Origin of the sequence: Knoellia sp. p5-6-4 (assembly GCF_029222705.1) — a bacterium.
Classification (GTDB): Bacteria; Actinomycetota; Actinomycetes; order Actinomycetales; family Dermatophilaceae; genus Pedococcus_A.
In genome coordinates this window covers 1,414,113-1,434,258 of record NZ_JARGZF010000001.1, presented here as the reverse complement: position 1 = coordinate 1,434,258, position 20,146 = coordinate 1,414,113, and the positions used below count along the sequence as shown (strand labels likewise).

The 20,146-nt window shown below is 73.9% G+C and carries 19 protein-coding genes; 13 read left to right on the top strand and 6 right to left on the bottom strand.

Features of this window, described 5'->3' with window-relative positions; genetic code table 11:
- Window positions 1–89 precede the first annotated feature (89 nt).
- The 4 genes from P2F65_RS06905 to P2F65_RS06890 all read right to left on the bottom strand — a co-directional run bounded on the left by P2F65_RS06905 (window position 90) and on the right by P2F65_RS06890 (window position 4,097).
- Complete coding sequence (locus P2F65_RS06905) at window positions 90–1,634, bottom strand: cation acetate symporter (RefSeq protein ID WP_275805442.1); 1,545 nt, start codon at window positions 1,632–1,634, stop codon at window positions 90–92.
- Complete coding sequence (locus tag P2F65_RS06900; protein WP_275805440.1) at window positions 1,631–2,047, bottom strand: hypothetical protein; 417 nt, start codon at window positions 2,045–2,047, stop codon at window positions 1,631–1,633. The genes P2F65_RS06905 and P2F65_RS06900 overlap by 4 nt, the downstream gene beginning before the upstream one ends.
- Window positions 2,044–2,787 carry a LytTR family DNA-binding domain-containing protein gene (locus P2F65_RS06895; RefSeq protein WP_275807312.1) on the bottom strand — a complete coding sequence of 248 codons (744 nt, stop codon included), beginning with the start codon at window positions 2,785–2,787 and terminating at the stop codon, window positions 2,044–2,046. Before P2F65_RS06895 ends, P2F65_RS06900 begins: the two co-directional genes overlap by 4 nt.
- 113 nt (window positions 2,788–2,900) lie before the next feature.
- Window positions 2,901–4,097 (bottom strand): histidine kinase, encoded by a 1,197-nt coding sequence (locus P2F65_RS06890; protein WP_275805438.1) that lies wholly within the window; start codon window positions 4,095–4,097, stop codon window positions 2,901–2,903.
- A 24-nt stretch (window positions 4,098–4,121) separates the two neighbouring features.
- Between P2F65_RS06890 and P2F65_RS06885 the strand changes: the two genes are divergently transcribed.
- The 8 genes from P2F65_RS06885 (at window position 4,122) to P2F65_RS06850 (ending at window position 9,838) form a co-directional block, all read left to right on the top strand.
- A complete protein-coding gene (locus P2F65_RS06885) occupies window positions 4,122–4,964 on the top strand; it encodes a Fic family protein (RefSeq protein ID WP_275805436.1) in 843 nt (280 codons plus the stop codon).
- Window positions 4,965–5,529: 565 nt separating this feature from the next.
- Window positions 5,530–6,297: a pilus assembly protein FlpE gene (locus P2F65_RS06880; protein WP_275805434.1), complete on the top strand. Its 768-nt coding sequence runs from the start codon at window positions 5,530–5,532 to the stop codon at window positions 6,295–6,297.
- Window positions 6,297–7,433, top strand: coding sequence for a TadA family conjugal transfer-associated ATPase (locus P2F65_RS06875; protein WP_275805432.1), 1,137 nt, complete (start codon window positions 6,297–6,299; stop codon window positions 7,431–7,433). Before P2F65_RS06880 ends, P2F65_RS06875 begins: the two co-directional genes overlap by 1 nt.
- A complete protein-coding gene (locus P2F65_RS06870) occupies window positions 7,430–8,215 on the top strand; it encodes a hypothetical protein (RefSeq protein WP_275805429.1) in 786 nt (261 codons plus the stop codon). Before P2F65_RS06875 ends, P2F65_RS06870 begins: the two co-directional genes overlap by 4 nt.
- On the top strand, window positions 8,212–8,772 hold the full coding sequence (locus tag P2F65_RS06865) for a type II secretion system F family protein (RefSeq protein ID WP_275805427.1): 561 nt from the start codon (window positions 8,212–8,214) through the stop codon (window positions 8,770–8,772). Before P2F65_RS06870 ends, P2F65_RS06865 begins: the two co-directional genes overlap by 4 nt.
- 45 nt (window positions 8,773–8,817) lie before the next feature.
- Window positions 8,818–9,021 carry a DUF4244 domain-containing protein gene (locus tag P2F65_RS06860; RefSeq protein WP_275805425.1) on the top strand — a complete coding sequence of 68 codons (204 nt, stop codon included), beginning with the start codon at window positions 8,818–8,820 and terminating at the stop codon, window positions 9,019–9,021.
- 14 nt (window positions 9,022–9,035) lie between these two features.
- Entirely contained in the window at window positions 9,036–9,398 is a 363-nt protein-coding gene (locus P2F65_RS06855; protein ID WP_275805424.1) for a TadE family type IV pilus minor pilin, read from the top strand.
- Complete coding sequence (locus P2F65_RS06850; protein WP_275805422.1) at window positions 9,395–9,838, top strand: Rv3654c family TadE-like protein; 444 nt, start codon at window positions 9,395–9,397, stop codon at window positions 9,836–9,838. Before P2F65_RS06855 ends, P2F65_RS06850 begins: the two co-directional genes overlap by 4 nt.
- Window positions 9,839–9,844: 6 nt before the next feature.
- Here the strand turns inward: P2F65_RS06850 and P2F65_RS06845 are convergent, their stop codons facing one another.
- Together P2F65_RS06845 and P2F65_RS06840 are read right to left on the bottom strand one after the other, a co-directional pair.
- The gene (locus P2F65_RS06845) at window positions 9,845–10,387 is read right to left on the bottom strand and encodes a hypothetical protein (RefSeq protein WP_275805420.1); all 543 of its coding nucleotides are present in this window, start codon (window positions 10,385–10,387) and stop codon (window positions 9,845–9,847) included.
- Between the two features lie 58 nt (window positions 10,388–10,445).
- Window positions 10,446–12,920 (bottom strand): DEAD/DEAH box helicase, encoded by a 2,475-nt coding sequence (locus P2F65_RS06840; RefSeq protein ID WP_275805418.1) that lies wholly within the window; start codon window positions 12,918–12,920, stop codon window positions 10,446–10,448.
- An 81-nt stretch (window positions 12,921–13,001) separates the two neighbouring features.
- Here P2F65_RS06840 and P2F65_RS06835 point away from each other — a divergent pair, with 81 nt between their 5' ends.
- The 5 genes from P2F65_RS06835 to P2F65_RS06815 all read left to right on the top strand — a co-directional run bounded on the left by P2F65_RS06835 (window position 13,002) and on the right by P2F65_RS06815 (window position 20,115).
- Window positions 13,002–13,346 carry an anti-sigma factor antagonist gene (locus P2F65_RS06835; protein WP_275805416.1) on the top strand — a complete coding sequence of 115 codons (345 nt, stop codon included), beginning with the start codon at window positions 13,002–13,004 and terminating at the stop codon, window positions 13,344–13,346.
- A 189-nt stretch (window positions 13,347–13,535) separates the two neighbouring features.
- The gene (locus tag P2F65_RS06830) at window positions 13,536–15,968 is read left to right on the top strand and encodes a sodium-translocating pyrophosphatase (RefSeq protein WP_275805414.1); all 2,433 of its coding nucleotides are present in this window, start codon (window positions 13,536–13,538) and stop codon (window positions 15,966–15,968) included.
- A 116-nt stretch (window positions 15,969–16,084) separates the two neighbouring features.
- Window positions 16,085–16,795 carry an AIM24 family protein gene (locus P2F65_RS06825; protein WP_275805412.1) on the top strand — a complete coding sequence of 237 codons (711 nt, stop codon included), beginning with the start codon at window positions 16,085–16,087 and terminating at the stop codon, window positions 16,793–16,795.
- Between the two features lie 8 nt (window positions 16,796–16,803).
- Window positions 16,804–18,336 carry a class I SAM-dependent methyltransferase gene (locus P2F65_RS06820; RefSeq protein WP_275805410.1) on the top strand — a complete coding sequence of 511 codons (1,533 nt, stop codon included), beginning with the start codon at window positions 16,804–16,806 and terminating at the stop codon, window positions 18,334–18,336.
- Between the two features lie 39 nt (window positions 18,337–18,375).
- Window positions 18,376–20,115: an ABC transporter ATP-binding protein gene (locus P2F65_RS06815; protein WP_275805408.1), complete on the top strand. Its 1,740-nt coding sequence runs from the start codon at window positions 18,376–18,378 to the stop codon at window positions 20,113–20,115.
- Window positions 20,116–20,146: the final 31 nt, after the last annotated feature.

Below are 20,146 nucleotides of genomic sequence, written 5' to 3'. Positions count from 1 at the left end.
GCCGGGTGGGCGGTCACCGTAGGTGTGTGGCGGGTCACAGTGCGCCGAACGGTCGACGATCTGCGACCAGCGGTCGAGGCTGAGGGGTCTCAGCGGTGGCGCGGGCTGCGCTCGAGCTGCAGGTCCTCCGGGGTGTGCAGGCGCACCATGGTGCGCGAGGTGTGCCGGGGGATGTGGCCCGGGGTCGCCAGCGAGACGATCACCGCCACGGCGAAGGCGATGGGGATGGTCCACGCCGCGGGCTGGCCGAGCAGGGCGCCGGGCCAGCCGTCGATCGGCCCGCCCAACATGGTCACGAGCACGGCCCCGGCCGCCAGGCCACCGCCGGACACCAAGCCCGCGGCGGCTCCCACGGTGCTCAGGCCGCGCCACCACGAGCCGAGCACGAGAAGCGGGCAGAACGTGGAGCCGGCCACGGCGAACGCGAGCCCCACCGTGGTGGCGAGCCCGATGGGCTCGACCAGCCACGCCGCGGCATACGGCACGACCATGGCGAGCACGGTGGCGAGGCGGAAGCCCTGCACGACGGTGGCGTCCTCCCCGGTCAGGCGCCCGAGCCTGCCGCGCAGCACGTCCTGGTCGAGGACGCCGGCGACCGACATGGTCAGCCCCGAGGCGGTCGACAGGAACGCCGCGAAGGCACCGCCTGCGAGCACCGCCGACAGCACCTCGCCGACGCCTCCCGGCACGACCGCCTCCGGCAGCGCGAGGACGATGGTGTCGGCGCGCAGTCCCGCGGGGAGCTCGGGCAGGTAGACGCGTCCGAGCACGCCGTAGACCGGCGGGAAGAGGTAGAAGAGGCCGAGCAGGGCCACGACGGTCAGGGTCGTGCGCCGGGCCGCCCTCCCATCGGGGTTGGTGTAGAAGCGCACGAGTACGTGCGGCAGCCCCATGGTGCCGAGCGCCAGCGCGAGCAGGGTGCTGTAGGTGGCGTAGACCGGGTGGTCCTGGCCCCCGAAGCCACTGAGCGGCTGCGCCCAGTCCGAGGCCGTGCCCCCGGTGAGCTGCGGCTCCGGCCGGCCGTCCTGGAGCCATACCGCCAGCAGGACGAACGCCGGGATGGCGATGGCGGTCAGCTTCAGCCAGTACTGCATCGCCTGCACGAGGGTGATCGAGCGCATGCCGCCGGCGGCCACGTTGGCGATCACGACCACCACGACGACGAGGCTGCCGACCCAGGTCGGCGCACCCGTCACGACACGGAGGGCGAGACCCGCACCCTGCAGCTGGGGGAGCAGGTAGAGCCAGCCGATGCCCACGACGAGCAGCGACGAGAGGAAGCGGATCCGCGTGCTCTCGAGCCGGGCCTCGGCGAAGTCCGGCAGCGTGTAGGCGCCCGACCGGCGCAGCGGGGCGGCGACGAGCACGAGCAGCACGATGTAGCCCACCGTGTAGCCGACCGGGAACCAGAGCATGTCGAGCCCGCTGGAGTAGACCAGGCCGGCGATGCCGAGAAAGCTTGCGGCGGAGAGGTACTCGCCACCGATCGCGCTGGCGTTCCGGTAGGGGGTGACGGTGCGGCCGGCGACGTAGAAGTCGCTGGTGGTCCGCGACAGGCGCAGCCCGAACGCACCGACGCCGAGGGTGACCAGGCAGACGAGCACGATGGCGGTCAGCCCGTAGGCGGCGTTCACCGGCGGCCCACCACCTGGCTGAACTCGCGCTCGATCCGTTCGGACTGCCGCACGTAGTAGCGCGCCACCAGCAGGGCGACGGGGTAGACGAGCACGCCGAGGACCAGCCAGGGGAAGGGCACCCAGCCGATCTCGAGGGTGCGGGTGTCGGGCACCAGCAGGAAGAGCAGGGGCAGCCCGCCCAGCCCGAGGGCGCCGAAGGCCAGCACCCGCAGGGCGAGCCGCAGCTGGGCCGTCATCAGGCCCGCCATGTAGACCTCGCCGAGGTCGGTCTGCTCGTCGATGTCGCGGGTCAGGGGGCGCAGGTCACGGCGGGTGGCCGCACTGCGTCGCGAGCTGGTCACCCGAACCCGGGGCGGCCGGTCCGGGCGGTCCTGCCGGCCACCGGTCTCCGCGGCCCTGCCGGGGCTCATGGCGTCGAGGGCTTGGGTGCGCGCAGCAGGCGGTCGCGCAGCTCGCGGGTGTGCCGGCGGCTCACCTGGAGCTCGGCCTCGTCGAGCACCACCGTGCACCGGCCGTGCTCCATGCGGACCTCCCGCACGTGGGGGAGCGCGACCAGGGTGCTGCGGTGGATGCGCACGAAACCGGCCGCCCCCCAGCGCTCCTCGAGCGTGCTGAGGGGGATGCGCACGAGGTGGGATCCGGTGTCGGTGTGCAGGCGGGCGTAGTCGCCCTGGGCCTGCGCGTAGCGGATCTGGCTGCGCGAGATGAAGCGGGTGACGCCGCCGAGCTCGACCGGGATGGTCTCGTCCTCGAGCTGCGGCGCCGTCGCCTCCGGGGCGTCGGTCGCCTCGGCGGTCCCCTCGACGACGCGGCGCACCGCCTCGGCGAGGCGGTGCGGCCGCACAGGCTTCATCACGTAGTCGGTGGCGTCGACGGCGAACGCGTCGACCGCGTGGTTGTCGTAGGCGGTGACGAAGACGATGCGTGGCCGCTGCGCGAACCGCGCGATCACGCGGGCGAGGTCCATGCCGTCGAGGCCGGGCATGTTGATGTCGGAGAACACGACGTCGACCGGCCCCTCCTCGAGGGCCCTCAACGCCTCGGTGCCGCTGCTGGCGGTCCGCACCTCGCCGATGCGCTCGTCCTGCCTCAGCAGCCAGCTGAGCTCCTCCAGGGCCGGGAGCTCGTCATCCACGACCAGGGCACGCAGGCGGGGGCCGCCCGCTCCGCCGGCGCTGGCGGGGTCGGGGCGGCGCTCACGGGGATGTCCCGGTCCGGCGCTCGCCACAGGGCGAGCCTACGACGCGCGCAGGCCCCGGAGGGTCAGGCGTGCACGCCCGGGGCGTACTTCGGCACCCGGAAGGTGACCTTGGTGCCCGCCCCCGGGGCGGTCTCCACCGCGAGCCCGTAGTCGTCGCCGTACACCTGGCGCAGCCTCGCATCGACGTTGCCGAGCCCGACGCTGTCGGCGTCCCCCTGCCCGTCGAGGGCCCGCCGGACCTCCTCCGGGTCCGCGCCGATCCCGTCGTCCTCGATGCAGATCTCAGCCTCCGACCCGCGGTCGGTCGCCCGGATGCTGACCTCGCCGCCGCCCTCCTTGCGCGCGATGCCGTGGCGCACCGCGTTCTCCACGATCGGCTGGATGGCCAGGTAGGGCACCGTCACCGGCAGCACCTCGGGGGCGATCATCAACGAGATCCGCATCCGGTCACCGAAGCGGGCCTGCTCGAGCGTGAGGTAGCGCTCCACGTTGCGCAGCTCCTCCGCGAGGGTGGTGAACGCGCCACCACGGCGCAGGGCGTAGCGGGTGAAGTCGGCGAACTCCAGCAGCAGCTCCCGGGCGCGTTCCGGGTCGGTGCGCACGAACGAGGCGATGGCTGCCAACGAGTTGTAGATGAAGTGGGGGCTGATCTGCGCCCGCAGGGCGCGCAGCTCGGCCTCCATGGTGCGGGTGCGCTCGTGGCCGAGCTCGGCGAGCTCGGCCTGCGTGGCCACCCAGCGCGCCACCTCCTCGGCCGCCCGGGCGAGGCCGGCCGAGGCCTGCGGCCCGTATGCCGCGATGGAGGCCACCACGCGGTCCTCGGTCACCACCGGTGCGATGACGGCCGTCTTGACCGGGCAGTCGGGGTCGGGGCAGCCCACGGCGTCGAACCCGAGCACGATCGTGCGCCCCGTGGCCAGGACCTCCTCGGCGTCGGCACGGGCGTGCTCGCGGTGGTGGTCGGCGGCACCCTCCCAGGCCAGCAGGGAGAACGGGTCGCAGACCGCGATCGCCGGTGACCCCAGCAGGGCGCGCAGGTGCTTGGCGGCCCGGGCGGTGCCCTCCGGCGTCAGGCCGTCCTGCAGGTGGCGCGAGGCCAGCGACGCCGTGTGCAGTGTCGCGTGCGTGGCGTGGTCGACGTCGGAGACGAAGCCGCGGGACCCGCGGCGGCCCTGCCGCAGCAGGCGCAGCAGCCCCAGCGCCAACAGGAAGGCACCCGCGACCACGATCGCCGTGGGGAGGTGGAAGCTGCCCGACACACGGCGAACTCTAGGCTGCTGCCCGTGCCTGACGTCGTCTCCTCGCTCAACGCGCTCGCCACCCTCCCGGGGGTGCCCGAGCAGACCGACGCCGCGCGCGAGGCGTGCACGAAGCTGCGCTGGCACGAGGCCCTGCGCCGGCGCATCCCCGAGGCCGCGGCCGAGTCCCGGGTGCGCGGCGCCCACGCCAGTGCGGCGCTCGAGGGCGCGAACCTCTCGGTGGAGATCGTCCGCGACCTCATGCGCGGCGCGCAGCAGTGGCCCTCGGACCCGGACCCGGTCGAGCAGGTCGCCCGCGGGGTGGTCCAGGCCACTGCTGAGACGGAGCGGCTGGGCGCCATGCTGCGCACCGCCCCCCTCCAGGCGCTCGCCCGCCTGCACGTGGCCGCGGCCTCCGGCCTGGTCGCACCCGACCAGCTCGGGCGCCCCCGCCGGCCGGGCGAGGAGTGTGCCGAGTTCGTCGACCTCGGACCTGCCCCGGACGCCGACGTGGTGCAGGAGCGCCTGGCCACCCTCGTGGAGGTGCTGCTCGCAGGAGACAAGGCGCCGGCGGTAGTGGTGGCCGCCCTCGTGCACGCGGAGATCGCCCACGTGCGCCCCTTCGTCCGCGGCAACGGCGCCGTCGCGCGTGCCATGGAACGGGCGGTCATCCAGTCCACCGGCCTCGACCCCACCGGCGTGGTGGTGTCCGAGGCCGGGCACGGCGCGCAGGGCGGGCCCGCCTACCTCGGCGCCCTCGCGGCATACGGGACGGGGTCCCCGGAAGGGGTGGCGCTGTGGCTCGCGCACTGCTGCGAGGCCATCGTCGCGGGCGCCGCGGAAGGCGTGCGCATCTGCGACGCGGTGCGCGCCGGCCGACTGCGCTGACGGGCCCGCTGCGACCGTCAGGGCGCAAATGTCAAGCCTTACGTTTGGCGCGCGGGTGGGGTACACAGGACGTACATGGACCACCGTGAGCCTGCAGGGCACCCACGTGCGGGAAGTCCACTGATGGACCGGTCGTGGCGGGCTTGTCCCGATGCGACATCGTGACTGCACGCTTGGTAACCCGAGCCGGCTCGCGGCCGATGGCACCCCGTTCAGGCGGGGTGCCATCTCATGTGTTTCGCGGTCTTTTGGGTGAAACTCGCCCCAAGAGTTGCTATCCGAGAGGTAAAGGTCCACCATTGCAGTGCTCGCTCCCCCTCGCGGGGTCGAGCGAGCCGGCGCACCAGCTCCTCCCCCCCGGAGCTTGGCGCGTCGACGGCCCCGGTTGTCCCCCCGACCGGGGCCGTCCCCTTTTCCGGCACGGTTGGCCATGTGGCGTGGATGAGCCGGGTGGCCGGGTTGGACCGTGCGGCCGCCTGTCCACAGCGGGGCCCCCGTCGTCACACGGTGCACAGGCAGGTGAGCGGGCCTGGTCCGGGCTCGCGGCTGGGCCAACGCTTGCCGCATGCCCACCCTCGCCGCTGCCACCCCGGTCCTCGGCGTCCTCGGTGCGTCCGGGGGCCTCGGCGCCTCGACGCTCGCCGCGGCGCTCGCCGTGGCGGCCACCCGCGAGCTCGCGGCCTCCGGTCTGCCAGCCGCTGTGGCCGTCGACGGGGCACTCGGCGGCGGGGGACTCGACACGACGGCCTGCGTGGAGCACCAGCCCGGGCTGCGATGGCCCGACCTGGCGGGCGTGCGAGGCGAGGTGTGCGGAGCGGACCTGGTGGCCGAGCTGCCGCGGTGCGCTGGCGGGGCGCGGGTGCTCGCCGCGGCTCCCGGCGCGCCCCCGCCGCAGGGGGTGGTCTCGAGCGTCGTCCAGGCGGTGCGCGCCGTGGCCGGTCTGGTGGTGGTCGACCTTGCGGGCGCGGGCGCGGAGCCGGGCGGCGACGGTGCCACGGAGCCCCTGCTCGATGCGTGCGATGCGGTCCTGCTGCTCGTGGGGTCGACCCCGCGCCACCTGGCTGACGCGGTGGCGGCGCGGACCCGCCTGGCGGCCCGACTCCCGGACGGCGCCGTCCTGCTGGTCGTCCGAGGAGGCTCGCGCAGTCGCGGCCTGGCGACCGCGCTGGCCGACCACCTCGGCCTTGCGCTGGCGGGCTGCTGGCGCGACGACCGCCGCGTCGTCCTCGACGCCGAACGCGGGCGGGCCCCGGGCGAGGGGCCGCGCTCCGGGCTGGCGTCGCTGAGCGGGCGCCTGCTCGAGCGCATGGCACACCACCGGCGGGCCGCCTGATGGGGCTGGAAACCGGCATTCGGCAGGCCATTCTCCAGGGCCGGCCACCGGCGCCCGCAGAGCTCGACGACCTGGTCGCCGCGGAGGCCCTCCGCCTGGGCCGGGCGGGGGCGGGCGAGGTGAGGGCCGCCCTCGGCGCCGCGCTGCTCGGCGCCGGTCCGCTCGAGCCCCACCTCGAGGACCCGCTCGTGACCGATGTGCTCGTCAACGGTGACGGTGCCGTGTGGCTCGACCGCGGCACCGGCCTGGAGCGTGCCCCGGGCGACCTGCTGGGGGCGGAGGCCGCGCGGATGCTGGCGGTGCGGCTGGCTGGTCAGGCGGGGCGGCGACTGGACGAGAGCCAGCCGTGGGTCGACGGGCTGCTTCCCGGTGGGGTCCGCCTGCACGCCGTGCTCCCGCCGCTGGTCGACGGAGGCGCCCACCTCAGCCTGCGGGTGCCGCGACGGTCGCTGCGGCGTCTCGACGACCTGGAGTCCGCGCAGATGTTCGACGAGCCGACCGGTCGGCTGCTCCGGCGGCTGGTCGAGCGCCGTGTGTCGTTCCTCGTGACCGGTGGCACCGGCAGCGGCAAGACGACGCTGCTCGGAGCCCTGCTGGCCGAGGCCTGCGCCGACGAGCGTCTCGTCCTGGTCGAGGACGTCCGTGAGCTGGCGGTGGAGCACCCGCACGTGGTGCGGCTGCAGTCGCGTTCGGCCAACGTCGAGGGAGCCGGCGAGGTGACGCTGGTCGACCTGGTGCGGCAGGCACTGCGGATGCGACCGGACCGGCTGGTCGTCGGCGAGGTGCGCGGCGCCGAGGTGCGCGAGCTCCTCGCTGCCCTCAACACCGGCCACGACGGCGGGGGCGGCACGGTGCACGCCAACAGCGCTGCAGACGTGGTGCCCCGGTTCGAGGCGCTCGGCGCGCTGGCCGGGCTCGGCCGCGAGGCGGTGCAGGCGCAGCTCTCCAGCGCCGTCCAGGTCGTGGTGCACCTGCGCCGGGACCGTGCCGTCCGGCGGGTCGCCTCGCTCTCGGTGCTCCGGACCGGCAGCGGACTCGAGGTGGCTCTCGCCCTCGACTGCGCCCGCACGGCCTCCGGTGCCGTGCGAGGTCCCGGCTGGCCTCGTCTGGCCGCCCTGTTGGGACTGCCGTCATGACCCTGCTGGCGCTCGCGGCCTCGGTCGCGGTCCTGCTCTGGCCGAGTCGGCCCGCAGCAATGATGACCGCCGGTGCCCGCCGATCCCTCGGGCTCGACGGCGCTCGCGCGGACGGGGATGCCACCGGGTTGCGGACCTGGCTCGATCGGCTCCGGGTCGACGCGCCCTTCGGCAGGCGCCGGGCCGGGGCCGGCCTCGACGAGCTCGCAGACCTCCTCGAGCTGCTGGTGCCGCCCCTGCGGGCCGGCACCAGCGTCGGCGCTGCCGTCGAGGTGGCCGGTCGGGCCATGGCCGCGGGCGAACTGTCCGCTGGGGGCCGCCGCCTCGGCAGCCTGGTCGGTGACCTGTCAGCAGCGGCGAGCGCGGGCAGATCGCTGGGGAAGGTCTGGAACGACGCGGCGTCGGCCTCAGGCTCGCCGGACCTGCAGTTCGTGGCCCGCTCGTGGACGCTCAGCGAGCAGACCGGCGTGCCGCTCTCGGTGGCGCTGGCGACAGCGGCGCGGAGCGTGCGAGCCCGCCAGGCGGCGCAACGCACTCTTGACGCCGCGACTGCGGGCGCTCGGGCGTCGATGGGGCTGCTCGCGCTGCTGCCGGCGTCGGGTCCGGTGGTCGGGCTGCTCTTCGGTCTCACCCCGGTCGACCTCTACGGCCGCTCCACCGGGTCGGCCCTCTGCCTGCTGGCGGGTGGGGCGCTGGGCGTGACCGGCTGGTTGTGGAGCCGGGCGATCCTGCGGCGAGCGCTGCGCCCAGGTGCCGTCACGGCGCAGCCGGTGACCCCGTGAGCACCGGCCTGCTCGTGGTGCTGGCCACCCTTGCAGTCCTGGCCTGGCCGTCCCGCTCGGCGTCGCCACCGCGCCGGGGCAACCAGGAGCCACGGCGCGAGGGACCGCCGGCCGGCACACCGGCCACGGTGCACGCCGTCGCTGACGCGCTGGTGCTCCTGTCCCTGGCGCTGCGCTCCGGGATGGGTCAACGCGAGGCGCTCGAGCGGGTCGCGCAGGCCAGCGAGGGCGAGGTCGCGGCCCACCTCGGCTCGGTGGCGGCCGCGCTCAGGTGGGGGCAGTCGGCACTCGAGGCCTGGGCCTACGTCCCGGCCGCCTGGCGTCCGGCGGCGCTGGCGTGGGAGGTCGCCGAGCGGTCCGGGGCGGCGCCCGCGCAGCTCGTCGAGGAGGCGGCCTGGCGGATCCGGGAGCGGGAGGACAGGCGGCTGCAGGCCGCCGCCGGACGCGCGGGGGTGCGGCTCGTGCTGCCGCTGGGGCTCGCCTTCCTCCCGGCCTTCGCCTGCACCGCGGTCGTGCCGGTGGTGCTGGCGCTCGCCCACACGGTTCTCGGCCCATGAGGGCCGGGTTGGTGCCGGCAGGGTGCCGGCGGAAAGGAGAAGACCATGACACGACGGATGGAGGGCCTGCGGCGGAGGGTGCGCGCGGTACGGGCGACCGGCGCGGCGGGGATGACCACGGCGGAGTACGCCGTCGGCACCCTGGCGGCGGTGGCGTTCGCGGCGGTGCTGCTCGCGGTGGTGAAGTCGGGGCCGGTGAAGTCCGCCCTCGCCGGCGTCATCACCTCGGCGCTCGGGATCGGGTCGTAGGCCGCGACCGGGGCATGGCGACGGCCGAGCTGGCCGTCGCCATGCCGAGCGTGCTGGTGGTGCTCGGCCTGGGCCTGGCTGCCCTGTCCGCCGGGGTCGACCAGGTGCGCTGCGTCGACGCGGCACGGGCCGTCGCCCGCCTTGCGGCGCGCGGGGAACCGCCCCAGCGGGCTGTCGACGCGGGGCGTCATCTCGCTCCGCGTGGGGCCGGCATCCGGGTCACCACCCGGGGCGGGGAGGTGTCGGTGGTCGTGGTCGCCCCGCCCGTGGCCGGCCTGCGCCTGCTGGGGCTCGAGGTCCGGCCGTCAGCGGACGCGGTGGCCGTCCGCGAGGACGCGCTCGCCGACGCCGGTCCCTGGCCGGGGGAGACGCCATGAGCAGGGGAGGCGCCGTGGGCAGGGGAGGTGCCGAGGGCACGAGCCCGACCCTGAGGGACAGGGCCCGCGGTCAACGGGAGCGGGGAGCCGCCACGGTGCTGGCGGTGGCAGCGGTCGGCGCGCTGCTTGCCTGCCTCGTCGGGGGCCTGGCATTCGTGGGTGCGGTGCACGCTGCGCACCGGGCGCGTGCCGGGGCTGACCTCGCGGTGCTCGCCGCAGCGTCGGTCCACCAGCGGGTCGCCTCCGCCGACTCCGCCTGCAGCCGCGCCCGCGAGATCGCCCGCGCCAACGGCTGCGAGCTCCGGTGGTGCCGGGCAGACCCCGACGGCACCGTCTCCCTCGCGGTCACTGCTCCCACCCGGACGCCCCTGCCCGCGCTGCGGCTCGGTCCTGCGCATGCTCACGCCCGGGCGGGGCCGGTGGTCCCGCCCGGGCCGTGAACAGGGTCAGGCGCGGTGCGGCTCGCGGTCGTCGCGACCCATGACGCGGTCCGCCGTGGTGGGCGCGTCAGGATCCTTCGCCGTCGGCAGCTCCGCGGTGGTGTCCCGCGAGTCTGCGCGGGTCGTGGACGAGGCGGCGGCGGGCGCGGCGGCGTGCCGGCCGGGAGGGGTGTCGTCGGCCCAGCCGTCGCCAGGGCGCTCGCGGGTGTCGGCGAAGCGGGCGGGCACGGGGGTGGCGGTCCCGGCCTCCGCAGCTCTTGCCTCCGCGTTCCGACGGGCCTCGGCGTCGGCCTGGGCCTGGCGCTCGAGCTCCTTGGTCTCGCGTCGACGCCGGGCCTTGCGGCGGACGCTCCCGCGGATCATGACCAGGCCGAGCCAGAGCAGGAGCAGGACGGCGGCCCCGGCGATGAGCAGCGCGAGCGGCAGCACCTCGGCCTTCACGCCGAGCGCCTCGAGCTCCACCGGGTCGGTGAGTGGTGCCGTCGCCATGAACAGCAGGACCCCAGCGGCCACTGCCAGGACGATGAGAATGAGTCCGAGCACGATCACGGTCGGTTACCTCCGTCGTCTGGGGGACGCACCGTGCGTCCTTGCCCATCTCCTGACATTAGCCCCCGGCCGCTGCCTGCGCCTTTCGAGAGTCCGCAGCCTCACCCCATCGCAGCACCATGGAGAGGAGGGCCACCGCCCCGGCCTTGTCGAGGGGGTCGTTGCCGTTGCCGCACTTCGGCGACTGCACGCACGCGGGACAGCCCCGCTCGCAGCCGCAGGCGGCGATGGCGTCACGGGTCGCCGAGAGCCAGGTGCGGAGCGCCTCGAAGCCGCGCTCGGCGAACCCTGCGCCGCCCGGGTGCCCGTCGTAGATGAGCACGGTCGGCAGCCCGGTGTCGGGGTGCAGCGCCGTGGAGACGCCGCCGATGTCCCAGCGGTCGGAGGTCGCCACCAGCGGGAGCATGCCGATGGCTGCGTGCTCGGCCGCGTGGGCGGCTCCCGGGATGGCGGTCTCGTCGACACCCCCCTGCGCGAGCGCGTCGACCGGCATGGTCCACCACACCGCCTTGGTGGCCAGCGTGCGCCGAGGCAGCTCCAGCGGGTGGGTGCCGATGACCTCGCCGCTGGGCAGGCGCCGCAGGAAGGAGGTGACCTGCGTGTGCACCTTCACCGGGCCGAACGACACCGTCACCGGGCCCCAGGCCACGGTTCGCTCGGTGGCCACGATGTCGAAGGCGCTGACGGACTGCGCGAACGTGCTCCAGCCGGGGTCGCCGCGCACCACGCACGCCGTTCTGTCCTCGAGGTCGAGGTCGGTGACGACGTAGGTCTCGCCCTGGTGGACGTGGACGGCCCCCGTGTGCACCTGCGTGTGGGCGGAGGCCTCGTCGATGGTGCCGAGCACCCGGCCGGTGCGGCGCTCGACGATGCCGACCACCTCGCCCGACCCTCGCAGCGACACGTGGTCGCTCGCCCGGTCGGTGCGTGCCCAGTACCAGCCGGTCGGGCGCCGCCGCAGGATGCCCCGCGCGACGAGGGCCTCCACGAGCGCCGGTGCGTCCCGGCCGAACAGCGGCAGGTCCGCCTCGGTGAGGGGCAGCTCGGCAGCGGCCGCGGCCAGGTGCGGCGCGAGCACGTGCGGGTTCTCCGGGTCCATCACGGTGGCCTCCACCGACTGCCCGAAGAGCGATTCGGGGTGGTGCACCAGGTAGGTGTCGAGGGGGTCGTCGGCTGCCACGAGCACGGCGAGAGACCGGGTGCCGGCGCGCCCGGCCCGCCCGGCCTGCTGCCACAGCGACGCCCGAGTGCCCGGCCAGCCGGCCAGCAGCACGGCGTCGAGACCGCTGATGTCGATGCCGAGCTCGAGGGCGTTGGTCGCGGCCAGTCCCACCAGCGACCCCTCGCGCAGCGCCCGCTCCAAGATGCGGCGCTCCTCGGGCAGGTAACCGCCCCGGTATGCCGCCACGGCGCCCTCCAGCAGCGGCGACACCTCCGCCAGCGACCGCCGCGCACTCGCGGAGAGTGCCTCCACACCGGCCCGCGACCGGGCGAAGGCGACGGTCTGCACCCCGGCGGCCACCAGGTCCGCGAGGAGGTCGGCGGCCTCACTGGTGGCGCTGCGCCGCACAGGCGTCTCGCCCGAGGCGTCCACGGCGCTGCCCCCCGAGGCATCCGCGACGCCGTCCCCACCGCGCTGCCCGGAGTCACCTGCGTCCCCCGACTCGCCGGGCTCGGGCGCACTGGAGCGCCCGGGCAGCTCGGCGGGCTCCCACAGCCCGAAGGTCATCGCCGCGCGGGGCGAGCCGTCCTGCTCGACCGGCTGCACCGGCAGCCCGGTCAGGCGCTCGGCGTGCACGGCGGGGTCACGCACCGTGGCCGAGGCCAGCACGAACGTGGGCGCTGCGCCGTAGCGGGCCGCCACCCGCCGCAGCCGGCGGAGCAGGGCGGCGAGGTGCGAGCCGAACACGCCCCGGTAGACGTGGCACTCGTCGATGACGACGTAGCGCAGCGCGCGCAGGAACGGCGCCCAGCGCTGGTGCTGCGGCAGCAGCGAGTGGTGGACGAGGTCGGGGTTGGTCAGCACGAGGTGCGCGTGCTCGCGGATCCACCGGCGCTCCTCCTGCGGGGTGTCGCCGTCATAGGTGGCCGCCCGCAGCCCGGGAATCGCCAGCGACTGCAGCCGGGCCACCTGGTCGGCGGCGAGGGCCTTGGTCGGCGAGAGGTACAGCGCGGTCGCGCCCCGCCCGCTCGGTGCGCTCGCGCCGGCTACCAGCGAGGAGAGGACGGGGGCCAGGTAGCCCAGGCTCTTGCCCGAGGCGGTGCCGGTGGCCATCACCACGTGCTGGCCGCGCCACGCGAGGTCGGCGGCCTCGGCCTGGTGCGACCACGGGGAGGTGATCCCGGAGCTGGCGAACGCGGCATACACCGCGGGGTGCACCCAGTCGGGCCACTCCGCGCGCCGGGCCTGGCGGGCGGGCACCTCGTGGACGTGCAGCAGCCGCCCGGCGCGGCTCCCCGAGGCCAGCCGGGCCAGCGCGGCGGCGGGGTCGAACGGCGCGTCGGATATCCGCTGTTCTTCAGTGCTGGACATTGCCGATACGGTAAACCGGACACACAGGCAGCACGCCATGGCGTTCTGCCCAGGAAACCCGCGAGAAGAAGGGGTGCGCCCGTGGACCTTTCGGTCTCCACCAGCGAGCATGGCGCGCTGACCGTCGTCCATGTCGGCGGCGAGATCGACGTCTACACCGCCCCGCTGCTCCGCGAGGCGCTCGACCGGCAGGTCGCGGCGGGCCGCACCGACCTGATCGTCGACCTCGAAGACGTCACCTTCATGGACTCGACCGGACTCGGGGTCCTCGTCGGGCGCCTGAAGCTCGTCCGCGGGCAGAACGGCACGCTGCGCATCGTCAGCAGCCAGGACCGCATCCTCAAGGTCTTCAAGATCACCGGCCTCGACAAGGTGTTCCACATCTACGACTCGGTCGACTTGGCGCAGGCGGCCGCCAAAGCCTGACGGGCGACCTCGCGGCCACGGGTCGCTTGCAACGAAAGCCCCGTGAACTCCCGCAAAACGCCGGTGTGAAGGTCCTCACAGCACCTCCACGCGGTTGTGATGTGCATTACTGTCGCCACAACCGTCTCAGTGCCGCTGTTGTGGCGCGCCCAGGGGGACGGCGTCATGCCACCCATCAAGGAGGATGGAATGTCGGGCCTCGCGTCCGCCGCAGCGGCTGATCTGTCGCTGACCGGCAACAATCTCACCCTGGTCATCGTGGTCGCCGTCATCGCGGTGATCGCCCTGGCCATGGGCGTCTTCTTCCGGCGGCAGGTGCTCGCCGCCGACCCCGGCACCGAGAAGATGCAGAACATCGGTGCGGCCGTCGAGGAGGGGGCGCAGGCCTACCTGGCGCGGCAGTTCAAGACGCTCGGAATCTTCGTCGTCCTCGTGTTCGGCCTGCTGCTCCTGCTTCCGGCCGACACCGCGGGGGTGCGGTGGGGCCGCTCGGGCTTCTTCATCGTGGGCGCCCTGTTCTCGGCTGCCATCGGCTACCTCGGCATGAGCCTGGCCGTGAAGGCCAACGTCCGCGTCGCCTCCGCCGCCCGGCATGGCGACCGCGACCTCGGTATGCGGATCGCCTTCCGCACCGGTGGTGTGGTCGGCATGGCGACCGTCGGCCTCGGCCTGCTCGGCGCCTCCATCGTGGTGCTGCTCTACGAAGGTGACGCACCCAAGGTGCTCGAGGGCTTCGGCTTCGGCGCCGCGCTGCTCGCCATGTTCATGCGGGTCGGCGGCGGCATCTTCACCAAGGCCGCAGACGTCGGCGCCGACCTCGTCGGCAAGGTCGAGGCGGGCATCCCCGAGGACGACCCGCGCAACGCCGCGACGATCGCCGACAACGTCGGCGACAACGTCGGTGACTGCGCCGGCATGGCCGCCGACCTGTTCGAGTCGTATGCCGTGATGCTGGTGGCCGCCCTCATCCTCGGCTCCGTCGCCTTCGGCGAGTACGGCCTGGTCTTCCCCCTCCTCGTCCCGGCGATCGGTGCCGTCACGGCCCTCATCGGCGTGTTCATCACCCGCGTGAAGCCGGGCGAGAACGCCCTGACGGCCATCAACCGCGGCTTCTACATCTCGGCCCTCATCTCGGCGGTCCTGTCGGCCGTCGCCGCCTTCATCTACCTGCCGTCGTCGTTCGCCGACCTCGGCACGGAGAACCAGGAGGTCCTCGGCCTCGACGGCGACCCGCGCGTCATCGCTGTGCTCGCGGTGGTGATCGGCATCGTCCTGGCCGGGATCATCCTCTGGCTGACCGGCCACTTCACCGGCACCGACAAGCGTCCGACCAGGGACGTCGCCCGCACCTCGCTCACCGGGGCCGCCACGGTGGTGCTCTCAGGCATCGGTGTCGGCCTCGAGTCCGCCGTCTACACCGCGGCCATCATCGGTGGCGCGGTCTACCTCGCGTTCCTGCTCGGTGGGGGATCGGTGGCGCTGTCGCTGTTCCTCATCGCGCTGGCCGGGTGTGGCCTGCTGACGACGGTCGGGGTGATCGTCGCCATGGACACCTTCGGCCCGGTCTCCGACAACGCGCAGGGCATCGCCGAGATGTCGGGCGACGTCGACGAGGAAGGCGCCCAGATCCTCACGGACCTCGACGCGGTCGGCAACACGACCAAGGCGATCACCAAGGGCATCGCGATCGCGACGGCCGTGCTGGCCGCCACCGCCCTGTTCGGCTCCTACACCGAGGCCTGGCAGAGCGCGTTCCGCGCCATCGAGCCCGGCGACGTGACCCAGGAGGAGGCGATCGACTTCGTCAACGACGCCGCCGCGCTGGTCACCTCGCCCGCCACGCTGGTCGGGCTGATCCTCGGTGCCGCCGTGGTGTTCCTCTTCTCGGGCCTGGCGATCAACGCCGTCACCCGGGCGGCCGGCGCCATCGTCTTCGAGGTGCGCCGCCAGTTCCGCGAGATCCCCGGGATCATGGAGGGCACGACCAAGCCGGAGTACGGCAAGGTCGTCGACATCTGCACCAAGGACTCGCTGCGCGAGCTCGCCACCCCGGGCCTGCTGGCCGCGCTCATGCCGGTCGCGGTCGGCTTCGGCCTCGGCATCGGAGCCCTCGCCGGCTTCCTGGCCGGCGCCATCGGCGCCGGTGCCCTCATGGCGGTCTTCCTCGCCAACTCGGGCGGCTCGTGGGACAACGCCAAGAAGATCGTCGAGGACGGCCACCACGGCGGCAAGGGCAGCGAGGCCCACGCCGCGACCGTCATCGGCGACACCGTCGGCGACCCGTTCAAGGACACGGCCGGTCCTGCCATCAACCCGCTCATCAAGGTGATGAACCTGGTGTCGGTGCTCGTGGCCCCCGCCATCATCACGCTGAGCATCGGCGCGGGGGAGAACCCGGTGCTGCGCTACGGCATCGCCGGTGCCGCCCTGGCCGTGGTGATCGGCGCGGTCGCGGTCTCCAAGTCCCGTGACCTCGCGATCGGTGGCGAGTCCCCCGAGCAGCTCGGGGAGGAGGAAGCCGCCGTCGCGCACGCGCACGCCCATGTGCCCGGCCGCGGCAACGTCACCGAGGGCGACGAGACACGCGGCAGCGAGCTCGAGGAGGAGCACCTGCGCAACTGACCTCCCGCGCACCCAGCCGGCGGCCGGCGTCACCTCGTGGTGACGCCGGCCGCCGTCGTTCGTCCCCAGCGGTATGCCGCCCGGCCGCCTCGGGCACGGCGGCATACCCTGTGCGCATGCACAGTGCCCTCTTCGAGCAGGCCAACCTCGAGGTCCAGGCGGACCAGCGGTTCGCGCTGCAGAACCCCCAGATGCTGCGCGTGCACCTCGGCGGCGACGTCCTCGCCGTCAAGGGTGCGATGGTGGCCTACCAGGGGGCGATCCGCTTCGACCACGAGAAGTCCGGCTCGATGGGCAAGCTGCTGAAGAAGGTCGTCTCCGGCGAGGACGTCTCGCTCATGCGCGTGTCCGGCACCGGCGACGTGTTCTTCGCGGCGGCGGCCGGCTACGTCTTCCTCGTCGACCTCACCGGCGACGGGCTGTCGGTCAACGCGCGGAACCTGCTGGCCTTCGACTCCGGCATCGACTGGGACATCAAGCGGGTGCAGGGCGCCGGCATGGCGAGCGGCGGCCTGTTCAACACGACGCTGCAGGGCACCGGCACCGCGGCCATCACGGCCGTGGGGCAACCGGTCGTCCTCGACTGCAGCACGCAGCCCACCTACGTCGACGTCGAGGCATGCGTCGCCTGGTCGGCCAACCTCGTGCCCCAGCTGGTCTCGAGCATGAACGTCCGGTCGATGCTGCGCGGCGGCTCGGGTGAGGCGTTCCAGTACGCCTTCCAGGGACCGGGCTTCGTGGTCGTGCAGCCCAGCGAGTGGATGGGCTCGCCCGCCTCGGCCCAGGGCGGCGGCGGGTTCAACCTCGGCGGGTTCCTGGACGGTTGAGCAGACGGGTGAGCACCTCGACCACCGCCCCGCCGCGCCCCGACGCGGACCTCGTCGGCCGCCTGCGCGCCGACCTGCGCTCCTCGGGCTACACCGTCGACGGCGTGGCCGCCCTGCTCGGCCCGCTGGCCGGCGCGGCGCTCGACCGGGAGCAGACCCTGCCCGCGCAGCGGGTCACCGCCGAGGCCGACACGCCCGTGGCCACCCTGGTGCGGCTGTTCACGCTCGGCGACGCCGTCGACGAGGCCGAGGCCGGGGCGGCGCTGCCCACCCTGGGTGTCACCGGCGCCCTCGACCTCGGCCTGGTCACGCTGCAGGGGCCGGGCGTCGTCGCCACCTGCGACCTGCGCCCCTACGGCGACGAGCACCACGAGTGGTGGGTGGCGTCCGACCTCTCCGAGATCGCGACCCGCCAGCCGCTGCGCGAGGACCACGTCCTCGGCATCGGTGGCGCCTCCACCACGCTGGCCTCGTGGACGCCTCGACCCGAGATCGAGCGCGCCCTCGACCTCGGCACGGGCTGCGGCGTGCAGGCCCTCCACCTCGGTGCCCACGCCCGGCACATCACCGCGACCGACATCTCCGAGCGGGCCTTGGCCTACGCCCGGTTCAACGCCCTGCTCAACGAGGTCGAGTGGGAGCTGCGGGCCGGTTCGATGCTGGACCCCCTCGCAGGGGAGCGGTTCGGCCTCATCGTCAGCAACCCGCCGTTCGTGATCACGCCGCGCCGTGCGGGCGTGCCCCTCTTCGAGTACCGCGACGGTGGCGCCTCGGGCGACGCCGTCGTATCGGGCCTGGTCCGCTCGATCGGCGAGCACCTCGAGCCCGGTGGCATCGCGCAGTTCCTCGGCAACTGGGAGATCGTCGGCGACGCCGACTGGCGCGAGCGGGTCCGCGGCTGGGTGTCCGAGACGGGGCTCGACGCCTGGGTGGTGCAGCGCGAGCTGCAGGACCCGGCGCAGTATGCCGAGACCTGGGCCCGCGACGGCGGGCACCACAGTGCGACGGCGGAGTTCGCGGCGATGTATGCCGCGTGGCTGGACGACTTCGCCTCCCGGGGCGTCACGGCGATCGGTTTCGGGGTGATCACCCTGCAGCGCCCGGCCACGCAGCGCGAGCCGTTCGTGCACCTGGAGCAGGCGACCGGGCGGGTGGCCACACCCATGGGCCCGGCGGTCCTGGAGGGCCTGCGGGCGCGCACCTGGCTCGCGGAGCACAGCGACGACGACCTGCTCGCGGTGGCCTGGACGTGCGCGCCCGACGTCACCGAGGAACGGCACGGGCGTCCGGGGGCCGACGACCCCAGCGTCATCCTGCTCCGTCAGGGCGGCGGGCTGGGGCGGACGGTGCGGCTCGACACGGCGATGGCCGCCTTCGCGAGCGTCTGCGACGGCGAGCTGACGGCGGGACAGGCGCTGACCGCCATCGCCTCGCTCCTCGGGGTCTCCGACGAGGAGCTGCGGGCCTCCGCCATCCCCGTCATCCGTGAGCTGGTCGCCGACGGCATGCTCGTCGGGCCTCCGGATTCGCCCACGGCATAACCGGTCGAGTCCCCGTCAGGCCTCGCCTAACCTGACCGGGTGACCCTCGTCCGCCTGGTCCGCGAGCACCTGCGCCCCTACGGCAACCTCGTCGCGGTCCTCGTGGTCCTGCAGCTGGTGGGCACGATGGCCTCGCTCTACCTGCCCAGCCTCAACGGCCAGATCATCGACGAGGGCGTGGCCAAGGGCGACCCCGGCTACATCGTGACGGCCGGTTCGTGGATGCTGGCCATCTCGCTGGTGCAGATCGCCGCGACCGTCGGGGCGACCTACCTCGGGGCGCGGTCGGCGGCGGGACTGGGGCGCGACCTGCGTGGCTCGGTGTTCGCCCGCGTCACCGAGCTCTCCGCCCAGGAGGTCTCGCGCTTCGGTGCGCCGACCCTGATCTCGCGCAACACCAACGACGTCACGCAGGTGCAGCAGGCTGTCTTCATGGGCCTGGCGTTCATGGTGTCCGCCCCGATCATGATGGTCGGCGGCGTGGTGATGGCCCTGCGCGAGGACGTCGGCCTCTCGTGGCTGGTGGCCGTGGCCGTGCCGCTGCTGGCCCTCTCCGTGGGCCTGGTCATCCGGCGGATGGTGCCGCAGTTCCGGCTGATGCAGGAGTCGGTCGACTGGGTCAACCGCATCCTGCGCGAGCAGATCACCGGCATCCGGGTGGTGCGCGCCTTCGTGCGCGAGGAGCACGAGCGGGAGCGGTTCGGTGCGGCCAACACGCAGTACACCGGTACCGCGCTCGCGGTCGGCCGGCTGATGTCGCTCGCCTTCCCGCTCGTGATGCTCGTCTTCAACGCCTCCACCGTCGCGGTGCTGTGGTTCGGCTCGCGCCGGGTCGCCTCGGGGGAGATGCAGATCGGCGAGCTGACCGCCTTCATGTCCTACCTGATGCAGATCCTCATGTCGGTGATGATGGCGACCTTCATGTCGATGATGCTCCCGCGGGCGACCGTCTCGGCGGGACGCATCGGCGAGGTGCTCGCCACGACCTCCAGCGTCGCCGAGAAGGAGCACCCGGTGGCCCTCCCGAGCGGCCGCACCACGGTCGAGCTGCGCGACGTGGAGTTCACCTACCCCGGCGCGGACGCACCCGTCCTGCGGGGCGTCTCGCTGACGGCCGAGCCGGGCCACACCACCGCGATCATCGGCAGCACCGGCTCCGGCAAGTCGACGCTGGTCTCGCTGGTGCCCCGGCTCTACGACGCCACCGCGGGTTCGGTCAGGCTCGCCGGCGTCGACGTGCGCGACGCCGGCCTGGAGGACGTCTGGTCGCGCATCGGGCTGGTGCCGCAGCGCCCCTACCTCTTCACCGGCACCGTGGCCAGCAACCTGCGCTACGGAGACGCCGAGGCGACCGACGACCAGCTCTGGGAGGCCCTGCGGGTCGCGCAGGCCGACGACTTCGTGCGGGCGATGCCCGGCGGTCTCGATGCCCCGATCGCGCAGGGTGGCACCAACGTCTCGGGCGGGCAGCGCCAGCGGCTGGCCATCGCGCGAGCCATCGTCGCCAAGCCCGACGTCTACCTCTTCGACGACGCGTTCTCCGCGCTCGACCTGGCCACCGACGCCCGGCTGCGGTCTGCCCTGCGCCCGGTCACCCGTGACGCCGCCGTCATCGTCGTCGCCCAGCGGGTGTCGACCATCGTCGACGCCGACCACATCGTGGTGCTCGACGGCGGAAGGGTGGTCGGGTCGGGGCGCCACGACGACCTGCTCGCGACCTGCCCCACCTACGTCGAGATCGTCGAGTCGCAGCGCGGCGCCGAGGAGGTGGCCGCGTGACTGAGGGCGTGAAGACGGAGGAGGAGCGGGC